The organism is Nocardioides sp. (assembly GCF_031397825.1).
Taxonomy (GTDB): domain Bacteria; phylum Actinomycetota; class Actinomycetes; order Propionibacteriales; family Nocardioidaceae; genus Nocardioides.
The window spans coordinates 1-21,104 of record NZ_JANNML010000189.1 but is presented as its reverse complement, the minus strand read 5'-3'; the positions used below and the strand labels follow the sequence as shown (position 1 = coordinate 21,104).

Genomic DNA, 21,104 nt, shown 5'->3' with positions numbered 1-21,104 from the left:
CCGGGGACAGCCAGCGCCTCAGGCAGCGAGGATCCTGTCGCCCTGCACGTCGATGGCGACGGCGGCGAGCGCGGAGCCGGCCGGGCCGCCCTCGACCTCGCCGGTCTCGGCACTGAACGAGCTGCCGTGGAAGCTGCACTCGATGGTGGCGCCCTCCACCGCCGTCACGGTGTTGCCCTGGTGGGTGCACACGGCCGTGAAGGCCTTGAAGTCCCCTTCGGTCGGCTGGGTGATCACGATCTTCTGGTCCGACAGGATCAGGCCACCACCGACGGGGACCTCCGACGTCGCCGCGAGCTCGTCGCCGGCCGCGGCCTCCGGTGCCGCCGGCTCCGAGCTGCCGCCGCCGCACCCGGCGAGCGCGGCCGCGACGCCGATGGCACCGAGGCCGTGGAAGACGATGCGACGGGTGGGCCGGAACGAGGGGCGATCAGACATCGGTGCCTCCGGGAGATGGGGTGGATGGGGCTCAGGCGAGGCTGATGCTGTCGCCGTCGACGACCAGCTCGACCGCGGCAAGGGGCGAGGACGCGGGCCCCGCCGTGGGCGAGCCGTCGGTGATGGAGAACTTGCTGCCGTGGCAGGGGCAGAGGATCTCGTCGGTGACCTGGTTGACCGGGCACCCGGAGTGCGTGCACACGAACGAGAAGCCCTTGAACTCCCCCTCGGTCGGCTGCGTCACCACGACCTGCTGCTCCTCGAACACGCCCCCGCCGCCCACCGGGATGTCGGCGGTCAACGCGAAGCCGCCGGTCGGCACCTCCGGCGTCGCGCTGGCGGACGGGCTGGCGGACGGGCTGGGGCCGGCCGGTGTCGGGCTCGGGTCGCTCGCACTGGTGGTGGTGCCGTCACCGCCGCAGGCGGCCAGCACCGGCAGTCCGAGACCGACCCCCGCGGCGCTCGAGAGCGCTCGGCGCCGGCTCAGTCCTGATGCGCTCATGACATGCTCCTCGAGACCTCGGGATTGGTTGAAGAGAAGACTACCGAGCAGGGTGAGGGCCACCTGAGAGCGCGCAGGTCGGACTCGCTCAGCTCCTGCTGGTCACCTTCCGCTTGGCCGCGGACTTCCTCGCAGCCGCCTTCGTGGCCGCGGTCTTCGTCGTCGGCTTGGCAGCAGCCGTCGCCTTGGCACCGCGGGGCGCGGGCGCCTCGGTGGCGGGCAGGACGCGCTTGGGCTGGGCGGCCTCGCGGCCCTCGAGCAGCGGCTTGAGGAACTGACCGGTGTAGCTGTCGGGATGTGCGGCCACCTGCTCCGGCGTGCCCTCGGCGACGACCATCCCCCCGCGCGAGCCACCCTCGGGCCCCATGTCGACCAGCCAGTCGGCGGTCTTGATGACGTCGAGGTTGTGCTCGATCACCAGCACGCTGTTGCCCTGGTCGACGAGACGACCCAGCACGAGCAGGAGCTTGCGGATGTCCTCGAAGTGCAGGCCCGTGGTCGGCTCGTCGAGGACGTAGACGGTGCGCCCGGTGGAGCGCTTCTGCAGCTCCGAGGACAGCTTGACCCGTTGGGCCTCACCACCGGACAGCGTGGTCGCCGGCTGGCCGAGACGCACGTAGCCGAGACCGACCTCGACGAGCGTCTGCATGTGCCGGGCGATCGGCGGCACGGCCGCGAAGAAGTCCAGGGCCTCCTCGATCGGCATGTCGAGGACCTCGGCGATGGTCTTGCCCTTGTAGTGGACCTCGAGGGTCTCGCGGTTGTAGCGCGCGCCGTGGCAGACCTCGCACGGGACGTAGACGTCCGGCAGGAAGTTCATCTCGATCTTGATCGTGCCGTCGCCGGAGCACGCCTCGCAGCGCCCGCCCTTGACGTTGAAGGAGAAGCGGCCCTGGAGGTAGCCCCGCATCTTGGCCTCGGGCGTCGAGGCGAAGAGCTTGCGCACGTGGTCGAAGACCCCCGTGTACGTCGCCGGGTTGGACCGCGGGGTGCGACCGATCGGCGACTGGTCGACGTGGATCACCTTGTCGACGTGGTCGAGACCGGTGATCTTCTGGTGGCGACCCGGGATCGTGCGCGAGCGATAGATCTGCTTGGCCAGCGAGGTGTAGAGGATGTCGTTGACCAGCGTCGACTTGCCCGAGCCCGAGACGCCGGTGACGGCGACGAACATCCCGAGCGGGAACGACACGTCGATGTCCTGCAGGTTGTGCTCGCGGGCCCCGTGGACGGTCAGCTCGCGGCCCTTGGTGCGGGGACGCCGGATCTCGGGCACCGGGATCTCACGACGACCCGACAGGTACTGCCCGGTCATCGAGTCGGGGTGCTCGAGCAGGCCCTGGACGGTGCCGCTGTGGACCACCTGGCCACCATGCTCGCCGGCACCGGGCCCGATGTCGACGACCCAGTCGGCGACCTTGATGGTGTCCTCGTCGTGCTCGACGACGATCAGGGTGTTGCCGAGGTCCTTGAGCCGGACCAGGGTCTCGATCAGGCGGTGGTTGTCGCGCTGGTGCAAGCCGATGGACGGCTCGTCGAGCACGTAGAGGACGCCGACCAGGCCGGCGCCGATCTGGGTGGCCAGGCGGATCCGCTGGGCCTCGCCTCCCGACAGCGAGCCGGAGGGGCGGTCGAGGGAGAGGTAGTCGAGGCCGACGTCGAGCAGGAAGTTGAGCCGCTCCTGGATCTCCTTGAGCACCTGCTCGCCGATCTGACGCTCCCGCGTCGAGAGCTCGAGCGTCGTGAGGAAGTCGGCGGCCTCGTTGATCGGCATCGCGCAGACGTCGGCGATGTTGCGTCCCCCGACCGTGACCGCCATCGAGACCGGCTTGAGCCGGCTGCCCTTGCAGGTCCCGCAGGGCACCTCGCGCATGAAGCCCTCGAAGCGCTCACGGCTGGTGTCGGACTCCGCCTCCCGGTGGCGGCGCTCGATGTAGGGGCGCACGCCCTCGAACTGCGCGTAGTAGGCGCGCTCACGTCCGTAGCGGTTGCGCGTCACGACGTGCACCTTGCCGGAGTGGCCCTCCAGCAGCGCCTTCTGACCCTTGGCCGGGAGGTCCTGCCAGGGCACGTTGAGGTCGAAGCCGAGCTCGTCACCGAGCGCGGACATGAGCTTGAGGAAGTAGTCGGCGACGTGGGCCTGGCTCCAGGGCTGGATGGCGCCCTCGCCGAGGGTGGCCGTCGGGTCGGGCACGACCAGCTCGGGGTCGACCTCCATGCGCGTGCCGAGCCCGCTGCAGACCGGGCACGCACCGAACGGGGAGTTGAACGAGAACGAGCGCGGCTCGAGGTCGTCGGTGTCGATGGCGTGGTCGTTGGGGCAGGCCATCTTCTCGCTGAACCGCAGCTCGCGGTCGGGCGCCTTGGCGTCGAGGTCGACGAAGTCGAAGAGCACCAGCCCGCCGGCGAGGTTGAGCGCCGTCTCGACCGAGTCGGTGAGGCGCCGCTTGGAGGACTCCTTGACCGCGAGCCGGTCGACGACCACCTCGATGGTGTGCTTCTTCTGCTTGTCGAGGACGGGCGGCTCGTCGAGCGTGTGGGTCTCGCCGTTGACGCGGGCACGGCTGAAGCCCTGGGTCTGGAGCTGCTTGAACAGCTCGACGTACTCGCCCTTGCGGCCCCGGATCACCGGGGCCAGCACCTGGAAGCGCCGCCCCTCCTCGAGCGTGAGGATCTTGTCGACGATCTGCTGCGGCGTCTGCCGCTCGATCGGCGCCCCGCAGGTGGGGCAGTGCGGCCGACCCGCCCGGGCGTAGAGCAGGCGGAGGTAGTCGTAGACCTCGGTGATGGTGCCGACCGTGGAGCGCGGGTTCTTCGACGTGGACTTCTGGTCGATCGACACCGCGGGTGAGAGGCCCTCGATGAAGTCGACGTCGGGCTTGTCCATCTGCCCGAGGAACTGACGCGCGTAGGCGGACAGCGACTCGACGTAGCGGCGCTGCCCCTCGGCGAAGATCGTGTCGAAGGCCAGCGAGGACTTCCCGGAGCCGGACAGCCCCGTGAACACGATGAGCGAGTCGCGCGGGAGGTCGAGGGAGACGTCCTTGAGGTTGTGCTCCCGGGCTCCCCGGATGATGAGCTGATCCGCCACTGCCGTCCTTCGGGCTCGACCGGTCTGGAATGGTGCTGCGTTCGAACAAGTGTTCGTCACGCAGCGCGTGGGCGCAAGCCTGGCGCGCCGACGCACCAGACTCTCACGCGACCCCAACCGCCACGATTTCACGAGCATGACCGCTGCGTCACACCCCCACGGGTCGCCCCTGGGTGAGGATGGGTGACATGGACGACACCACCGGTCCCACCCTCCTGGAGCAGCTCACGTCCGCCGACCGGCGCCTCGTCCGCACGGTCGACGCCCTCCCCGACGAGGCGTACGCCGAGCCCTCCGCCCTGCCCGGCTGGACGCGGGGCCACGTGGTCGCCCACCTGGCGCTGAACGGCGAGGCGCTCGCCGCCGTGCTGCTCGGGGTCGCCCAGGGCGACGTGCCCCCGATGTATGCCTCGCAGGAGCGGCGGGACGCTGACATCGCCGAGCTGGGGTCGGCCGCACCGCAGGAGCTGCGCGCTCGGCTGCTGGGTGGCACCACCTCCCTCGTCGACGCGCTCGGCCTCGTGCCGGGCGACCGGCTCGGGGCCGTGGTGGAACGCACCCGTGGCAGCGACCGCACGTTCCCCGTCCGTGCCGTCACCGGCATGCGGCTGCGCGAGGTGGAGATCCACCACGCCGACCTGGCCTCGGGATACACGCGTGCCGACTGGCCGCTCGACTTCGCGGCGTTCCTCGTGGCCTCCTTGCTGGACCGGCCCGGGGTGGAGGCGTCGTTCGCGGTCGCACCGACGGACCTCGACCGCACCTGGCAGGCTGGTGCCCGTAGCGCCGGCCCGGTCGTCACGGGCACCATCGCCGACCTGGGATGGTGGCTGACCGGACGCGGCACCGGCGACGGACTGACGAGCAGCGACGGCACACTGCCGAGGATGGAGACCTGGTGAACGACACGAGCTACACCGGAGACGTGACGGTCGGCGGCGGCGCCCAGGTGCGCGAGCTCGCGCACATGACGATCACCAAGGTGGCCGTCGACGAGCAGATGTCCAACAACTGCTACCTCCTGCGCTGCCGCACCAACGGCGAGCAGGTGCTCATCGACGCGGCCGCGGCGCCTGAGACGCTGCTCCCGCTGGTCGGGGACGCCGGGCTGACCACCGTCGTCACCACGCATCAGCACTGGGACCACCACCGGGCTCTCGACGCGGTGGTGAAGGCGACGGGCGCCGAGGTGGTCGCCGGCACGCCCGACGCGGCGGCCATCACCGAGCAGACCGGGGTGCCGGTGACGCGCACGGTCGGCGACGGCGACACGGTCGCCGTGGGCGACTGCACCCTCGAGGTGATCGCGATCGCGGGGCACACGCCCGGCTCGATCGCGCTGGTCTACCGCGATCCCGAGGGCCACCCGCACCTCTTCACCGGTGACTCGCTGTTCCCGGGCGGCGTCGGCAACACCTTCGGCGACGCCGACGCCTTCGTCCAGCTGGTGGGCGAGGTGGAGACGAAGGTCTTCGGCACGCTGCCCGACGACACCTGGTTCTACCCCGGTCACGGGGGCGACTCGGTGCTCGGCGCCGAGCGGCCCCACCTCGCGGAGTGGCGCGAGCGCGGCTGGTAGCCCAGGTCCGGACCTGGTGCAGCTCAGGCCGCGAGGTCGCCGTTCTCGTCGTCGTCGACGTCGACGTCGAGCTCGGCCATGTGCCAGTCGGTCGGCTCGATCACGTCGGCACCCGGGACGTCCCAGGCCAGCAGGTCCTCGGGGAGCACGTCCCCGGCCAGCAGCTCCTCGCCGATGAGGTCCTCGAACTTCGGCCAGGCTCCGGGCTCGAAGATCGCCGGCAGGGGGGCGGCCGCCGTGGAGGGCCGGCGGCCGGTCAGCGTGACGGAGGGAGCACGGACGACGGTCACGCCGACGGGGGTGCGCATGGCCTGGGCCGCGACCGGGAGGCCGCTGAGCGAGGCGAAGAGCGCCAGCTCGCGCAGGTCGGGCACGGTGTGGTTGGCCAGGTGCTCGAGCAGGTCGTGGTGGCCGAGGTCGGCAGCGACGACGACCGACAGGGTGCCGGCGTCGTACTGCTGGATCCACAGCAGCATCGTGAAGGGCTTGATGCCCCGGGCAGCAGCCTTCTCGACGACCAGGGAGGCCTCGTCGGAGGAGACGCCCTCGGCGATGAGTAGACGCAGGATGTCACCGGAGTTGACCTGCTGGGGGTGACGCGACACGTGCCGCATCCGGCGACCGAGGTCGCGCGACCGGCTGCGCTTCGACGCCGGTGCCGACGCCGTCACGGCGAGACCGATGGTGAGTGCGGCCAGGCACGTGATGGTGATGATGATGGTCATGACCCCTCCTCCCGCGATGTGATCGCCTGCCTGGGCGGGTGCCCAGTTGGGGGGGACGATCACGACCTCGGAAATGCTGTCTTGACCCAGTGAACCTGTCCGGAGGGGCATACGTCACGCGTTACCGAGAAGTTGATTTTCTGTTCTAGACCAGGGTTTGGGGTCCCGAATTGTTACCGTTCTGTGGATTTTGTGGCCGAATGGTGTGGTTGAGAGGGCTCTCAGGCACCGCGCTGCCAGGTGCGTGACCACCCGTCGAGGTAGTCGCTCACCGCGTCGGCGTAGGACGCGACCAGCGTGACGCCGTCGCTCCCGACGCCCAGGTCGGTCCAGCCCGGCCCGCCCGTGTAGGCCAGGTGGGCGCCCGCCGTGCCGGCGTGGCGGCCGTCGATGACCAGCAGGTTCTGGCCCACGGCCGACGTGCGCACCGGTACTCCCCCGTCGGCGAGCACCGTGCGGATGCCCTTGCGGACGTGGGGCCCCACGACCACCACGACGTCGCAGCCCTTGCGCCTCAACGCCGCGAGCCGGGTGGCCACCCGCTGGCCGCGCACGCCGGACCACGCCTGGACGGCGACGCGGATGTCGGTGCGACCGTCGTCGGTGCGCAGGCCGCTGGCCTCGGTGCACCCGACGGGCTTGAGGGCCTTGAGGACGGGGTCGCGGAACGGCAGGGCCGGGACCGGGTAGAGCTGGGCGGTGTAGCCCGTGCCCATCTCGACGGTGCGCACCTTGGAGGTGTCGGTGGTGTCGAGCGACATCCGCGAGAAGACCGCGCCATAAGTCGCGTAGACCGCGGCGGAGGAGGAACGGAAGACGTCGGTGGAGCGGCTGGTGCTGCCGGCCTCGAAGGCAGCCGACGAGATCATCGCCAGCTCGGTGGTCCCACCTGCGCGGCTGACCAGGACGAAGTTGGCCTCCTGCCGCCCGGTTCCGCCCAGGCAGCTGCCGACGCAGCGACGCAGCCAGGACGGCTGCGTCTGGTCGATGCCCAGGGCGGTCTCGAGCTGCTGCTCCGCCGCCGTGGGCGTGCCGGCCCCGACGACGACCTGGACGGCCGCACCCTCGGCGTACGCCGACGTCAGCGCGCCCAGCAGGTCCGGGTCGTCCAGGCGGCTGGTGGCCACGCGGACCAGGTCACCGGTCTCGGCGTCCTGGACGGCGCGCACGGTGCGGTCGAGGCTCCGGCGGCGGTCCAGCAGGTCACCCGCCGGGGCGTTGAACAGCGGACCGGTCTCGAAGAGGTCGATGGCCCGGTAGGTGAACCGGATCGCCCAGTGGTCGGAGTTGAAGCCCTTGACGATGCTCGCGTCGGTCTTGACCAAGCCGCCGTTGCGCTTGACCGACATGCCGTAGTCGAGCAGCGACGTGGGGTTGAACGAGCCGGTGAGCGGCATGTCGAAGTTGACCAGGTCGCCGAGACGGTCGGTTGGCAGGCCGGGGTTCTGCCGACGCCTGTCGGCGAGGTAGTTGACGTTGAGGTCGCCGCTGATGAAGACGTGCTCGGTGTGGTTGAAGAGCGCCTGGATCTCCTGGCGCAGCATCTTGAGGTGCAGGCGCAGGCGCGGGATCCGCTGCATGTTGGACAGCTGCGCGTCGCGCGAGGCGCCGGAGATGACGTGGGTGTTGATGTAGCCGAACACCTTGCCGGTTGCGATCTCGCGCAGCCGCACCACGTTGATGTAGCGGCTCGGCGTCACGCCGTTCTGCGGGCCGTGCACCTTGACGGTGTGGCCGTCGATCAGCCGGAAGCGGTCGCGGTTCCACACGATCGGGATGGCGACACCGCCGTCGTTGGGCATGTACCAGCCCCAGTCCTCGGCCTTGCAGAGCGCGATGAGGGACTCGCGGTCCTCCGCGTCGGACATCTCCTGCATGCCGCCCGCGTCACCGAGGGTCAGGGCGCGCCTCATGTCCGCGAGCGCCTTGGTCCTGTTGAGGTCGTGCTTGATGTTGATCGTGAAGGTCTGGTACGTCGGCGAGGCCAGCGCCTGGGCGGCTGGACGCAGGCCGGTGGACGGCGTCGCGGGAGGCGGTGCGTCGGTCGTGACCGAGGAGGGGGCGGCGAGCAGCGTCACGGCCAGCGCGGTGGGCAGCAGGAGACCCAGGAGCGACGACAGGAGGCGGGAAGCCGTGGGGGAAGCCACGGTGGTTCTCCTTCAGGTGGGTGAGGGCAGCGGCGTTAGTTCACACCAGTCACACCAGTCACACAACCATTCCGGGTGAACTACAGGCCTGTAGTTATGTCAGGCCTGGGTCGTCACCCGCGAGGTGAGCAGCCGCAGGGTCTCCTGGAGCGCCACGAACTCGGCCTCCCCGAGCCCCAGCACGTCCTTCATCCCGCAGTGGATCCGCGTGGCGTGCACCCGCATCGCGTCCCCCGCCGCCGTCGCCGAGACCTCGACGAACCGCTCGTCGCCGACGGCGCGGCGACGCGCCACGAGGCCGTTGCCCTCCATCCGGCGCAGGAGCGGGGTGAGCGTGCCGTGGTCGAGCATCAGCGCGTCGGCCAGCTCCCGGACGGTGCAGGTGCCTCGCTCCCACAGGACGAGCATCACGAGGTACTGCGGGTAGGTCAGGCCGAGCTCCTGCAGGACCGGCCGGTAGGCGCCGGTCACGGCCCGCGAGGCGGCATAGAGGTCGAAGCAGAGCTGGTCCGCCAGGGGCGGGGTGTCCGGGTCTGCCATGTCCTCATCTTGGCACGCAGTGCGCTATCTTGTGCACAAGTCACGTGTCCACACGCACCTGGCGCATGGGGTTCGACCGCACGTTGACCAGGAGGATGAGCCCCGTGGCGCGACGCTCCCGAGGACCGACCATGGAGCACTCGTGCTCACTGACGGACCTGCTCCTGGCCTCCGGCCGCGGCGACCAGGACTCGTTCGCCACGCTCTACGACGAGCTGGCCCCCCGCGTCCACGGCGTCACCCTGCGGATCCTGCGCGACGCGCACCAGGCCGAGGAGGTGACCCAGGAGGCGTTCCTCCAGGTGTGGCAGACCGCCGCGCAGTTCGACCCGTCCCGCGGCTCGGCCATGACCTGGGTCATGACCCTGGCGCACCGTCGGGCCGTGGACCGGGTGCGCTCCAGCGAGTCGGTGCGTCGCCGTGACACCGAGCACGTGGAGCTCGACGTCCGGGCGCCGTACGACGAGACGGCGACAGCCGTCCACGCGACGCTGGAGGGCGAGCGGGTGCACGCCGCCCTCGCGACCCTGTCGGGCGCGCAGCGCCAGGCCATCGAGCTGGCCTACTTCGGCGGGCACACCCACGTGGAGGTGTCGAGACTCCTGCAGATCCCGCTGGGCACCGCCAAGACCCGCATCCGGGACGGGATGCTGCAGCTGCGAGACCTGCTGGCGGTCAGCGCCGCCGAGCTGGCTTAGCTGTAGGTGACCTTGACGGTGTCGGTGACCGGCACCGCCTGGCAGGCCAGCCGGATGCCCTCGGCGAGGTCCTCGGCGTCGAGCACGTCGTTGTGCAGGAGCTTGACCTCGCCCTCCAGGAGCCGGACGGCGCAGGCCGAGCACTCCCCCTCGCGGCAGGAGAAGGGCGCCTTGACGCCCTGGGCCTCGAGGTGGTCGAGCATCGTCGTGCCCGGGTCCCAGTCGTCGAAGGAGTGTTGCTCGCCGTCGAGCTCCACCTCGAGCCGGACGGGCGCCCGCGAGGCGGCTGCCGCGTCGGCGGCGGCGTCCTGCTCGTCGGACTCGGCGGCCGCGATCTCGGACTCGGCGACCTCCACGTCGTGCAGGTCGCCGAAGGGGTTGCCCCCGAGCGAGACGAACTTCTCCTGGTGGCGACGCTCGCGCGGCACCTCCAGCTCCTTGAGCGCCGTGGTCGTCATCTTCATGAACGGTGCAGGCCCGCAGACGAAGGCGTCGTGGGACGGGTAGTGGGCCACGAAGGCCTTCATCTGCTCGCCGGTGGGCAGGCCCTGGACGGACTCGAGCCAGTGGACCACCTGGAGGCGGTCGGGGTGCTCGGCGGCGAGCCGGGTGAGCTCGCCGGCGAAGATCACCGAGCGCTCGTCGCGGTTGGCGTAGAAGACGACGACGCGACCGCTCCCCTGCGCCAGCGCCGTGCGCGTGATGGAGAGGATCGGCGTGATGCCGCTCCCGCCGGCGAGGAGCAGCAGGTCGGCGTCGAGGGACGCCGGGGTGAAGATGCCGCTCGGCGGCAGCACGCGCATGGTGTCGCCCTGGCGCAGGTGGTCGCAGATCCAGTTGGAGGCGTAGCCCTCGGCGGTCCGCTTGACGGTGATCGTGAGCCCGTCGCCCCGGGTCAGCGGGCTGCTGGACAGCGAGTAGCAGCGCGCCGCCACGCCGGTCTGGTCGCTCGGGACGGCGACGGTGAGGAACTGGCCGGGCTTGAAGTCGAAGAGCTCGGCGTGGTCCTCGGGCACCGCGAAGGTGATCGAGTGCGCGTCGGCCGTCTCCTCGACGACCTCGCTGACCGTGAGCTCGAAGGATGCGGTGTCCATGGGTGGTTCAGTAACCGTCCTCAGCGCCGATGTGGATGTGGCCCTCGCGCACCGCGGCGTCGATGCTGGCGACCAGGCGAGGACAACCCTGGTGGATCTCACGCCCGCTCGGTGACGCGTCCCGCCTGGCGAACTCCGGGCACGCTTCCAGTGCTGCGGCGTTCCACTGGATCGAGGTGTGGTGCTCGCTGTTCTTCTTGACCCCGACGCTGGCCAGGCAGTCCAGGCAGGCGACCTCGGTCAGCCGGGCCTGGGTGTAGCGACGCTGGTCCTCCAGCGTGTCGGCGCTGGTGGGGACGAAGCTCGCCATCAGGCGTCGGCGGTCTCGGGGGTCGCCGCGTCTTCCTCGGCCTTCTTCGCGAGGTTCGCCGCGACCTCCTCGCGCCAGTACTCGTTGGCCTTGGTCGTGTCGACCTCGAACTCGAACCGATCGGTCATCTCGGGCGTCACGTCGGCCTTGTCGACGTAGAACTGCTCGTACCACCGGCGCAGCTGGTAGACCGGACCGTCCTCCTCGCACAGGAGCGGGTTCTGCACGGGCGCCTTGTTGAGCCAGATGTGCACGTCCTGCTCGAAGCCCTCCTTGAAGGTCTCGGAGTAGCGCTTGCCGATGTAGTCGGCGGTCGCGTCGTCCACGCCCTCGGGCTTCTTGACGCACAGGGCGTACTGGAGCTTGAACGAGTTGGGCCCGGTCGGCACGTGGCAGTTGATGAGGATGACCTCGGTCTCGAAGCCCTTGTAGTCCACGTGCAGCCAGTTGATCATGTACGACGGCCCGAAGTAGCTGGCCTCCGACTTGAGCACCAGCCCCTCGTCGCCGTAGCCCGCGCCGTCCATGTCGGGGCGGCCCGTCGACTCCATGAACTGGGTGGCGACGTGGCCCTCGAAGACGTTGCGGAAGTTCGTCGGGAAGGCGAAGTGGATGTAGAAGAAGTGCGCCATGTCCACGACGTTGTCGATGATCTCGCGGCAGTGCGCGGTGGGGACGTCGAGGACCTCCCAGGTCCAGTCGGTGTAGGCGTCCGTGCCGACCCCGGGCAGCTCGGGAGGCAGGATGTCGTGGTCGGGCTCGGAGCCCTCGACGTCGTGCCAGACCATGAGCTGGCCGTTGCGGACGACCGCGGGGTACTTCTGGGTGCGGGCCCGCAGCGGGACCCGGCGGGCGTAGGGGATCGCCTTGCACTTGCCGTCGCCGCCCCAGCGCCAGTCGTGGAACGGGCACGCGATCTCGTCACCCTTGACCGTGCCCTGGGTGAGGTCGCCACCCATGTGACGGCAGTAGCCGTCGAGCACGTTGAGGTTGCCCTGCGTGTCCTGCCAGACCACGAGCTTGCCGCCGAAGCCGTCGATGCCGTGGGGCTTGCCGTCGGCGAAGTCCCGGGCCAGGCCCAGGCAGTGCCAGCCGCGCGCGAAACGCTCGGGCGGTGCGCCCTTGTCGAGGAACCGGGTGTCGCTCATGGTGTGCCTCTCCCAGTGGTCGGCCGTGGTCGTGCTCGGGTCGTGTCCTGCAAAACAAGAACAGGTTATAGTTTTTGCGAGCCGGAGGCCAGCCTGGCCGCCTCCTCGGCGCGGGCGGCCTGCATCGCACGCTGCTTGGCCACGAAGCCGATCGACATCCGCTGGGTGAAGCGGGGTGCGAGCCTGCCGACCAGCCAGGTGACCCGTGCGCTGCGCGGCGCCACGAGCATCGCGCGCCCCGTGACCACGGCCTCGAGGACCTCGTCGGCCAGCCGGGCCGGGTCGTGCGGACGGCGCACGCCCTGCCCCTTGAGGAAGTAGTCGCGGCCGTGGAAGCGACCGATCGCTCCCTTGTCGAGGATCGGGGTGTCGACCGCCGACGGGCACACGACCGTGACGCCGACACCCTTGGCGGCCGCCTCGGAGCGCAGCGCCAGCGAGAGACCGACGACCGCGTGCTTGGTCATGACATAGCTCGTCAGCAGACCCGCGGCCATCAGCCCGCCCATGGAGGCGGTGTTGACGATGTGACCGCCGAAGCCGCCCCCGGCGCCCTGCCGGACCATCAGCGGGTAGGCGGCAGCGACGCCGTGCACGACCCCGCGGATGTTGACGTCGATGATCGAGTCCCAGTGCTCGAGGGTCAGCTCCTCCGTCTCGCCGCCCAGCGTGATCCCCGCGTTGTTGAACATCAGGTCGAGACGTCCGGCGCGGCCCACCACCTCGTCGACGACCGCCTGCACGGCCGCGGCGTCGGTCACGTCGAGCACGACGGCGCTGGCGCTGCCGGGACCCACGACGCGCTCCGTCGTACGACGTGCGGCGGCGCCGTCGAGATCGGCGACGACGACGTGGGCACCGGCCGCGACGAGCGCCTGGCACAGCGCGGCACCGATCCCGGAGCCGCCACCGGTCACGATCGCCTGCCTGCCGGCGAGGTCGAGCCTGGGGCCGCTCACCCGAACGCCTTCACCACGTGGCCGTGGATGTCGGGGTAGCGCCGCAGGTGCGCTCCCCCGTTGAGGTCGAGCACCTCACCGGTGAGCCACTGCGCCTTGGCGAGGTAGACCGCCGCCTCGGCGACCTCCTCCGGCAGACCGGCGCGGCCCAGGGGCGTGTTGTCGAGGTAGTCGTCCTCGATGCCGGCGATGTCCATCGCCGGCGCGGTCAGCGGGGTGATCACGAGCCCCGGGGAGATCGCGTTGACCCGCACCCCGCGGGCGCCGAGCTCGAGGGCGGCGACCTCCGTGAGCATCGCCAGCCCCGCCTTGGCCGCGCAGTAGGCGCCCATGCCGGTGCCGGGCTGGCGGGCGTTGAGCGAGGTCAACGAGATGATCGCTCCCCCGTCGGCGACGACCCGCCCCGCGTGCTTGAGCACCAGGAAGGCACCGGTCAGGTTGACGTCGACGACACGGCGGAACTCCGCCACGTCGAGCTCGGTGAGCAGCCCCAGCGTGCTGACGCCGGCGCTGTTGACCACCACGTCGACGCGGCCGTGCTCGGTCACGACACCGGCCAGCAGGGCCTCCACCGACGCCTCGTCGGTGACGTCCACCGGAGGACTCGTCGCCAGGTCGCCGACCACGACCGTGCACCCGTCGTGGTCCAGAGCCACCGCGATCGCGGCGCCGATGCCGGAGGCACCGCCGATCACGAGGGCGACGCGGCTCGGCTGGTCGAGAGGGTCGAGTGGGACGTCCATGGGTGCCTCCCCGGCAGACCGCAGATAGTTGACGCGTGTCAAATGTGGGCCTAGCGTGCCGTGCGTCACCCGTCATGGCAAGGGGTCCAGGACCTCCGCGCCGTCGCAGCCCCCGAAAGGCGTCTCCATGCCCGGACTCGCGTCCAGCCCCACCACCGCCGTGATCGGCGCCGGCATCAGCGGCCTCACCTCCGGCAAGATGCTCGGCGACTACGGCATCGACTACACCTGCTTCGAGAGCTCCGACCGCATCGGCGGCAACTGGGCCTTCGGCAACCCCAACGGGCACAGCAGCGCCTACCGCTCGCTGCACATCGACACCTCCAAGCACCGGCTGTCCTTCAAGGACTTCCCGATGCCGGCCGACTATCCCGACTTCCCGCACCACACCCAGATCAAGGCCTACCTGGAGTCGTACGCCGAGGCGTTCGACCTCAAGGAGCGCATCGAGTTCCGCAACGGCGTGACCAGCGCGACGCGACTGCCGGACGGCGGCTGGGAGATCCTCGACCAGGCCGGTGCGACCCGGCACTTCGACCTGCTGGTCGTGGCCAACGGGCACCACTGGGATCCGCGGATGGCCGACTTCCCCGGCGAGTTCACCGGCGAGTCGATCCACTCCCACCACTACATCGACCCCTCCGACCCGTTGGACTTCAAGCAGAAGCGGATCCTGGTCGTGGGACTGGGCAACAGCGCGGCCGACATCGCCGTCGAGCTCTCGAGCAAGGCCCTGCAGAACGAGGTGACCCTCTCGACGCGCTCGAGCGCCTGGATCGTCCCGAAGTACACCGGCGGGCTGCCGGCCGACAAGTACTACGTGACGACGCCGTACCTCCCGCTGGCCTGGCAGCGGAAGTTCCTCCAGAAGATGCAGTTCATGGCCGGGTCCAACCCCGAGCTCTACGGCCTGCCCAAGCCCAACCACAAGTTCTTCGAGGCACACCCGACGCAGTCGGTGGAGCTGCCACTGCGGCTCGGGTCCGGCGACATCACGCCGAAGGGCAACGTCGAGCGGCTCGACGGGGAGACCGTCCACTTCGAGGACGGCACCAGCAGCGACTTCGACATCATCGTCTACGCCACGGGCTACAACATCACCTTCCCGTTCTTCGACCCCGACTTCATCAGCGCGCCCGACAACGCGATCCCGCTCTTCAAGCGGATGTTCAAGCCCGGCGTCGACGACCTGGTCTTCATGGGCTTCGCCCAGGCCACGCCCACGCTCTTCCCCTTCGTGGAGTCCCAGGCACGACTGCTCGGCGCCTACGCCGCGGGGCGCTACCGGCTGCCCTCACGGGACGAGATGGAGCGGGTGATCGTCGCCGACCAGCAGAAGTACACCGGCCACGTCCTCGACCGGCCGCGGCACACCCAGCAGGTCGACTACTTCCTCTACGAGCACGACATGCGCACCAAGGAGATCCCGGCCGGCCTCGAGCGGGCCCGGGTGCACAGGTGACCACCGCGCAGCGTGGGGATGCGCGCCGGACCGCCCTGCTGGAGTCGCTCGACGAGATCCTGCGCGAGCAGAGCCTCGACGAGGGCAGCCTCGACTCCATCAACATCGCCGAGATCTCGCGTCGGGCCGGGGTGACCCGGTCGGCGTTCTACTTCTACTTCGAGAACAAGCAGGCTGCGGTCGCGGCCCTCATGGAGGAGATGTACGACGCGGCGTTCGCCGCCACCGGTGAGCTCTCGGGCGACGCGACCCCCCAGGACAACATCGCGGCCACGATCAGCGGGCTCTTCGACGCCTGGGAGAGCCACCAGCACGTCTTCCGGGCGATGCTCGACGCCAAGGCGACCAGTCCCGCGGTCCGCGAGCTGTGGGACAACGACCGGCACTCCTTCATCGCCCCCGTCGCGGCGATGATCGAGGCCGAGCGTGCCGAGGGCAGGGCCCCGGACGGCGTCGACGCCACGAGCATCGCGGCCGTCCTGCTCGACCTCAACGATCGGATGCTCGAACGGCTCGCCCTGGGTGGCGCGCTCACGCGTCCCCAGATCCAGGAGGCGGTCGTCGAGATCTGGCTCCGCACCATCTACGGAAGGACCACGCCATGAGCGTCCACACCACTGTCCGCTTCGACTCCCAGGGAACGGCGTGCGACGCCTGGCACTTCCCCGCTCAGGTGGGTGGGGTGGGCGACGCCTTCGCCTCGCCGGCCGGGCGGCCCGTCGTCGTCATGGCCCACGGGCTCGCGGGCACGAAGGACTCCGGCCTGGAGCCCTTCGCACGGCGTCTCGCCGACGCCGGTCTCGACGTGCTGGCCTTCGACTACCGCGGCTTCGGCGCGAGCGAGGGCTCCCCGCGTCAGCGGGTCTCGATGGAGGGCCAGCTCGCCGACTACCGAGCCGCCATGACCGCGGCGGCCGGCCTCCCGGGCGTCGACCCCGCGCGGATCGTGCTCTGGGGCGTGTCGCTCGCCGGGGGGCACGTCATCGCCGCCGGCGCCGGTCGCGACGACGTAGCCGCCGTCGTGTCGCTCACGCCCCTCGTGGACGGGGTCGCGGCGGGGCGTCACGCGCTCAGGTCCCACACGCCGTCGGCCCTCCTGCGCTCCACGGCCGCCGGCGTGCGCAGCAAGGTCGCGGCAGGACGCGGGAGGGCGCCGGTCACCATGCCGGTGGTCGGTCGGCCCGGCGAGACTGCCGCGCTCACCCTGGACGGGCTCTACGAGGACTACGTCGCGATCGCCGGACCCACGTGGGTCAACGAGGTCGACGCGGCCGTCGGGCTGGAGCTCGGCGGGCACCGCCCCGGCAGGCTGGCGGCCCAGGTGACCTGCCCGATGCTCGTGCAGGTCGCGGACTTCGACCGCAGCGCTCCCCCGCACGCCGCCATGAAGGCCGCGTTCAAGGCTCGGGCCGAGGTGCGCCACTACCCGTGCGACCACTTCGATGTGTGGCCCGGCAAGCACTGGTTCGACGCGGTGGTCGAGCACCAGGTGCGCTTCCTGCAACGGCACCTCGGCGCCTCCTGACAGCAAACCTAGAACACGTTATAGTTTTGGCGATGTGGTCATGGGGCCACCGACCGCCCGGCGAGGAGAAGACCGATGCACGTCGCACTGAACCCCGAGCACGTCCAGCTCAAGGAAGAGCTCCAGGAGTACTTCGCGGCGCTGGTGACGCCCGAGCGGCGCGCCGGGCTGGCATCGGCAACCGGGGAGTTCGGCGAGGCCGGGGTCTACAAGGAGGTCATCCGCCAGCTCGGCACCGACGGCTGGCTCGGCATCGGCTGGCCCAAGGAGTACGGCGGCCAGGCCCGCTCGATGATCGAGCAGCTGATCTTCACCGACGTGGCCGCCGACTTCGGCGTGCCCATCCCCTACCTGACGCTCAACACCGTCGGGCCCACGATCATGCGCTACGGCACCGAGGAGCAGAAGGAGTTCTTCCTCCCCCAGATCCTCGCCGGTGAGCTGCACTTCTCGATCGGCTACTCCGAGCCCGCCTCGGGCACCGACCTGGCCTCGCTCAAGACCCGCGCCGTGCGCGAGGGCGACGAGTGGGTCATCAACGGGCAGAAGATGTGGACCTCGCTGATCCAGTACGCCGACTGGATCTGGCTGGCCTGCCGCACCGACGCCGACCTGCCCCGCCACAAGGGCCTGTCGATGATCATGGTGCCGGCGGGGGCCGAGGGCTTCTCCTACACGCCGGTGCACACCGTCGCGGGCGTGAGCACCAGCGCGACCTACTACGAGGACGTCCGCGTCCCGGTCGGCAACCTGGTCGGCGACCTCAACGGCGGCTGGTCGCTGATGACCGACCAGCTCAACGCCGAGCGCGTGGCGCTCACGTCGTCGGCCCCCCTGACCCAGTCGCTCAAGCTGGTGCGCGAGTGGGCGCAGCAGACCAAGAACCCCGACGGCCAGCGGGTCATCGACACCGAGTGGGTGCAGATCGCCCTCGGCCGCGCGCACGCCCGGATCGAGATGCTCACCCTGATCAACTGGAAGCTCGCCGCCGACGCCGACGCCGGCATCCCGCTCTCCCCCGCCGAGGCCTCGGCCACCAAGATCTACGGCTCCGAGCTGGCCACCGACGTCTACCGGTCCCTCATGGAGGTCGTGGGTCCCAACGCGGGCATCACCGGCTCCTCCGACGGCGCCGTGCTCGCCGGGCGCCTGGAGCGCTTCCACCGCAGCGCCCTCGTCATGACCTTCGGCGGCGGCACCAACGAGATCCAGCGCGACATCATCGGCTACGTCGGCCTCGGCCTGCCCGCCGCCAAGCGCTGACCACCAGGACGGACCAGACCATGGACTTCACCTTCACCCCCGAGCAGGACGAGGCCGCGGCGCTGGCCGCCGAGATCCTCACCGACAAGACCGGCACCGACCGCCTCAAGCAGGTCGAGGCCGCCGGCGACCGCTTCGACCGCGACCTCTGGGCCGACCTGGCCTCGGCCGGGCTGCTCTCGCTGGCCGTGCCCGAGCAGCACGGTGGGGCGGGTCTCGGCCTGGTCGAGCTGTGCCGCGTGCTGGTCGAGGTCGGCCGCACGGTCGCGCCCGTCCCCCTCGCCGTCCACGGCGCCGCCGCACTGCTGCTCGCGGAGGTGGGCACCGAGGCGCAGCAGTCGGCCTGGCTGCCCGGCGCCGCGTCCGGCACCAGCGTCCTGACCGCCGCCGTCGCCGAGGAGCGCACGCACCTGCCCCTCCGGCCGACCGTGACCGCCTCTCCTGGTGTCGACGGTGACGGCTGGACCCTGTCGGGCTCCAAGGCGATCGTCCGGGCCGGCACGTCCGCCGACCTGCTGCTGGTCACCGCCACCGCGCCCGACGGGGTCGGGGTGTTCCTCGTGGACGCCACCGCTGCGGGCGTCGAGCGGGTCGAGCAGCGCACCAGCGACGGCGACGTCGTCGCCCGCGTCGACCTGACCTCGGCCCCCGCCGACCTGCTCGGGACCGCGGACGGCGAGGCCGCGCAGCGTCTCGGCCAGCTGCTCACCGTGTGCTCGGTCGCCGAGCAGCTCGGCGTCACGCAGGGTGCCTTGGCCCTGACGGCGTCGTACGCCAAGGTGCGCGAGCAGTTCGGGCGCCCGATCGGCACCTTCCAGGCGGTCTCGCAACGCCTCGCCGACGGCTACATCGACGTGCTCGGCCAGCGGCTCACGCTCTGGCACGCCGCCTGGCGCCTCGCCGAGGGGCTGCCTGCCGAGGTCGAGGTGGCCACGGCCAAGCTCTGGGCGGCCGATGCGGGACACCGTCTCGCGCACACCACGGTGCACGTGCACGGGGGGGTCGGCATCGACCTCGACGGGGAGGCGCACCGCTACTTCACGACGGCCAAGCGCTTCGAGTTCCTCTTCGGCGGGGCGACCGAGCAGGCCCTGGCCATCGGGAAGATCCTGGCCTCCGAGCCGGCCTGATGAGCGAGGACATCACGGTCCGCAACCAGCTGCTGGCACGACGCGGGGAGACCCACCCGGGACTGCTCTCCGGTGACGACTCCTGGACCTGGGACGAGGTGGTCCAGGAGAGCTGCGTGCGGTCGGCGCTGATGGCGTCGCTGCTGAGCGGCGAAGCGCCGCCGCACGTCGGCGTGCTGCTCGACAACACCCCGGAGTTCGCGTTCCTGCTCGGGGGGGCGGCCCTCGGCGGTCAGGTCGTCGTCGGGCTCAACACGACCCGGCGAGGGCCGGCACTCGCCGACGACGTCCGACGCTCCGACTGCCAGGTCGTCGTCACCGACGCGTCCTACGCCGGGCTGCTCGAGGACGTGGACGTCCCGGTGCTGCGGGTCGACTCCGCGCAGTGGGCGGGGCTGCTCGCCGCTCACGCGGGGGCGCCGGTGCCCGACGTCGAGGTCGGGATGGAGACGCTGATGATGCTGATCTTCACCTCGGGGACGTCAGGCAACCCCAAGGCCGTCAACGTCACGCAGGTCAAGATCGCCTTCCCCGGGCTCTTCCTCTCGGACCGTTTCGGCCTGGGACCGGAGCACACGGCCTACCTGTCGATGCCGATGTTCCACTCCAACGCGATCATGGCCGGCTGGGGCCCGGCGCTCGCGTCGGGCACGACGATCGCGCTGGCTCCCCGCTTCAGCGCCTCGGGATTCCTGGCCGACGTGCGCCGCTATGGCGCGACCTACGCCAACTACGTCGGCAAGCCGTTGACCTACGTCATGGGCACGCCCGAGCAGCCCGACGACGCCGACAACCCGCTCCAGGTCGTCTTCGGCAACGAGGCCAACGACCGCGACATCGAGGCCTTCGGCAAGCGCTTCGGGTGCGTGGTGGTCGACTCCTACTCCTCCACCGAGAACGCCGTGGTCGTGCAGCGCGTGCCCGAGATGCCGCCCGGCAGCCTCGGCCTGCCGCTCGACGGGGTCAAGGTGCTGCACGCGGAGACGATGCAGGAGACGGTCGACGCCGTGTTCGGACCCAGCGGTGAGCTGCTCAACGCCGACGAGGCGACCGGCGAGCTGGTCAACACCCAGGGCGCCGGCGCGTTCTCGGGCTACTACAAGGACCCCGACGCCGAGGCCGAGCGGATGCGCGCCGGGATGTACTGGTCCGGCGACCTCGCCTACCGCGACGCCGACGGCTTCGTCTACTTCGCCGGCCGCACCGCCGACTGGCTGCGCGTCGACGGGGAGAACCTCGGCGCCGCTCCGATCGAGCGGATCCTGCTGCGTCACCCGGCCATCTCGGAGGCCGCGGTCTACGCCGTCCCCGACGAGTCCGTGGGTGATCAGGTGATGGCGGCGATCGACCTGCTGGCACCGCTCTCGCCCGCGGAGCTCGAGCTCTTCCTCGCGGCGCAGGAGGACCTGTCCCCCAAGGCCTGGCCGCGCTTCGTCCGGATCGTCCACGCGCTCCCCCGCACCGCCACCAACAAGGTCCTCAAGCGGCAGCTCTCCGCGCAGGGCGCCTCGGCCGACGGCGACGTCGTCTGGACGCGCGCGGCGCGGGGCACGTCGTACGTCGTGGGGTGAGGTCGCGGTCACCGCACCGGGTCTCGACGGGCGTTCGTCGCCGGCGCTCCTCGCTGCTCGACCACCGAAAGGCTGTCGTGGGTCGAGCCCGAGAAGCGCAAGCGACGAGACGTCGAGACCCCACCGTCCGACGTGCCGACGGTCGCAGGCACCCCACCGGGTCTCGACGGGTGTTCGGC

At 70.6% G+C, this 21,104-nt stretch carries 20 protein-coding genes; 9 read left to right on the top strand and 11 right to left on the bottom strand.

Going from position 1 to position 21,104, the window contains the following annotated elements; all coding sequences use genetic code 11:
* Positions 1-18: 18 nt before the first annotated feature.
* The 3 genes from RMN98_RS16085 to uvrA form a co-directional block, all read right to left on the bottom strand.
* Entirely contained in the window at positions 19-438 is a 420-nt protein-coding gene (locus tag RMN98_RS16085) for a Rieske (2Fe-2S) protein (protein WP_309649826.1), read from the bottom strand.
* Positions 439-469: 31 nt separating this feature from the next.
* Complete coding sequence (locus RMN98_RS16080) at positions 470-940, bottom strand: Rieske (2Fe-2S) protein (protein WP_309649825.1); 471 nt, start codon at positions 938-940, stop codon at positions 470-472.
* Between the two features lie 88 nt (positions 941-1,028).
* Positions 1,029-4,031: an excinuclease ABC subunit UvrA gene (gene uvrA / locus RMN98_RS16075; RefSeq protein ID WP_309649824.1), complete on the bottom strand. Its 3,003-nt coding sequence runs from the start codon at positions 4,029-4,031 to the stop codon at positions 1,029-1,031.
* A 188-nt stretch (positions 4,032-4,219) separates the two neighbouring features.
* Between uvrA and RMN98_RS16070 the strand changes: the two genes are divergently transcribed.
* The gene (locus tag RMN98_RS16070; protein WP_309649823.1) at positions 4,220-4,933 is read left to right on the top strand and encodes a maleylpyruvate isomerase family mycothiol-dependent enzyme; all 714 of its coding nucleotides are present in this window, start codon (positions 4,220-4,222) and stop codon (positions 4,931-4,933) included.
* Between the two features lie 65 nt (positions 4,934-4,998).
* Positions 4,999-5,610 carry an MBL fold metallo-hydrolase gene (locus tag RMN98_RS16065; protein ID WP_397209845.1) on the top strand — a complete coding sequence of 204 codons (612 nt, stop codon included), beginning with the start codon at positions 4,999-5,001 and terminating at the stop codon, positions 5,608-5,610.
* A gap of 23 nt (positions 5,611-5,633) precedes the next feature.
* Here RMN98_RS16065 and RMN98_RS16060 read toward each other — a convergent pair whose 3' ends face one another.
* The 3 genes from RMN98_RS16060 to RMN98_RS16050 form a co-directional block, all read right to left on the bottom strand.
* On the bottom strand, positions 5,634-6,335 hold the full coding sequence (locus RMN98_RS16060; RefSeq protein ID WP_309649821.1) for a hypothetical protein: 702 nt from the start codon (positions 6,333-6,335) through the stop codon (positions 5,634-5,636).
* A gap of 221 nt (positions 6,336-6,556) precedes the next feature.
* The gene (locus tag RMN98_RS16055; protein WP_309649820.1) at positions 6,557-8,482 is read right to left on the bottom strand and encodes a hypothetical protein; all 1,926 of its coding nucleotides are present in this window, start codon (positions 8,480-8,482) and stop codon (positions 6,557-6,559) included.
* 99 nt (positions 8,483-8,581) lie between these two features.
* Positions 8,582-9,022, bottom strand: a complete 441-nt coding sequence (locus tag RMN98_RS16050; protein ID WP_309649819.1) for a MarR family transcriptional regulator — start codon at positions 9,020-9,022, stop codon at positions 8,582-8,584.
* Positions 9,023-9,126: 104 nt separating this feature from the next.
* On the opposite strand from RMN98_RS16050, the gene sigK reads away from it, so the two are divergent.
* Complete coding sequence (gene sigK / locus RMN98_RS16045; protein WP_309649818.1) at positions 9,127-9,720, top strand: ECF RNA polymerase sigma factor SigK; 594 nt, start codon at positions 9,127-9,129, stop codon at positions 9,718-9,720.
* Here the strand turns inward: sigK and RMN98_RS16040 are convergent.
* The 5 genes from RMN98_RS16040 to RMN98_RS16020 all read right to left on the bottom strand — a co-directional run bounded on the left by RMN98_RS16040 (position 9,717) and on the right by RMN98_RS16020 (position 13,974).
* Complete coding sequence (locus tag RMN98_RS16040) at positions 9,717-10,814, bottom strand: 2Fe-2S iron-sulfur cluster-binding protein (protein WP_309649817.1); 1,098 nt, start codon at positions 10,812-10,814, stop codon at positions 9,717-9,719. The two genes, sigK and RMN98_RS16040, sit on opposite strands and share 4 nt — an antisense overlap.
* Positions 10,815-10,821: 7 nt before the next feature.
* On the bottom strand, positions 10,822-11,124 hold the full coding sequence (locus tag RMN98_RS16035; protein WP_309649816.1) for a hypothetical protein: 303 nt from the start codon (positions 11,122-11,124) through the stop codon (positions 10,822-10,824).
* Positions 11,124-12,272: a Rieske 2Fe-2S domain-containing protein gene (locus tag RMN98_RS16030; RefSeq protein WP_309649815.1), complete on the bottom strand. Its 1,149-nt coding sequence runs from the start codon at positions 12,270-12,272 to the stop codon at positions 11,124-11,126. Before RMN98_RS16030 ends, RMN98_RS16035 begins: the two co-directional genes overlap by 1 nt.
* 65 nt (positions 12,273-12,337) lie before the next feature.
* Positions 12,338-13,231 (bottom strand): SDR family oxidoreductase, encoded by an 894-nt coding sequence (locus RMN98_RS16025; RefSeq protein ID WP_309649814.1) that lies wholly within the window; start codon positions 13,229-13,231, stop codon positions 12,338-12,340.
* Complete coding sequence (locus RMN98_RS16020; RefSeq protein ID WP_309649813.1) at positions 13,228-13,974, bottom strand: SDR family NAD(P)-dependent oxidoreductase; 747 nt, start codon at positions 13,972-13,974, stop codon at positions 13,228-13,230. Before RMN98_RS16020 ends, RMN98_RS16025 begins: the two co-directional genes overlap by 4 nt.
* Before the next feature lie 127 nt (positions 13,975-14,101).
* Between RMN98_RS16020 and RMN98_RS16015 the strand changes: the two genes are divergently transcribed.
* From RMN98_RS16015 to RMN98_RS15990, 6 genes are all read left to right on the top strand, one after another.
* Positions 14,102-15,436, top strand: a complete 1,335-nt coding sequence (locus RMN98_RS16015; protein ID WP_309649812.1) for an NAD(P)-binding domain-containing protein — start codon at positions 14,102-14,104, stop codon at positions 15,434-15,436.
* Entirely contained in the window at positions 15,433-16,041 is a 609-nt protein-coding gene (locus RMN98_RS16010) for a TetR/AcrR family transcriptional regulator (protein WP_309649811.1), read from the top strand. Before RMN98_RS16015 ends, RMN98_RS16010 begins: the two co-directional genes overlap by 4 nt.
* Positions 16,038-16,961, top strand: coding sequence for an alpha/beta hydrolase (locus RMN98_RS16005; protein ID WP_309649810.1), 924 nt, complete (start codon positions 16,038-16,040; stop codon positions 16,959-16,961). Before RMN98_RS16010 ends, RMN98_RS16005 begins: the two co-directional genes overlap by 4 nt.
* 75 nt (positions 16,962-17,036) lie before the next feature.
* On the top strand, positions 17,037-18,224 hold the full coding sequence (locus tag RMN98_RS16000; RefSeq protein WP_309649809.1) for an acyl-CoA dehydrogenase family protein: 1,188 nt from the start codon (positions 17,037-17,039) through the stop codon (positions 18,222-18,224).
* 20 nt (positions 18,225-18,244) lie between these two features.
* Positions 18,245-19,354 (top strand): acyl-CoA dehydrogenase family protein, encoded by a 1,110-nt coding sequence (locus tag RMN98_RS15995; protein ID WP_309649808.1) that lies wholly within the window; start codon positions 18,245-18,247, stop codon positions 19,352-19,354.
* The gene (locus RMN98_RS15990; protein ID WP_309649807.1) at positions 19,354-20,925 is read left to right on the top strand and encodes an AMP-binding protein; all 1,572 of its coding nucleotides are present in this window, start codon (positions 19,354-19,356) and stop codon (positions 20,923-20,925) included. Before RMN98_RS15995 ends, RMN98_RS15990 begins: the two co-directional genes overlap by 1 nt.
* The last annotated feature ends 179 nt before the right edge of the window (positions 20,926-21,104 follow it).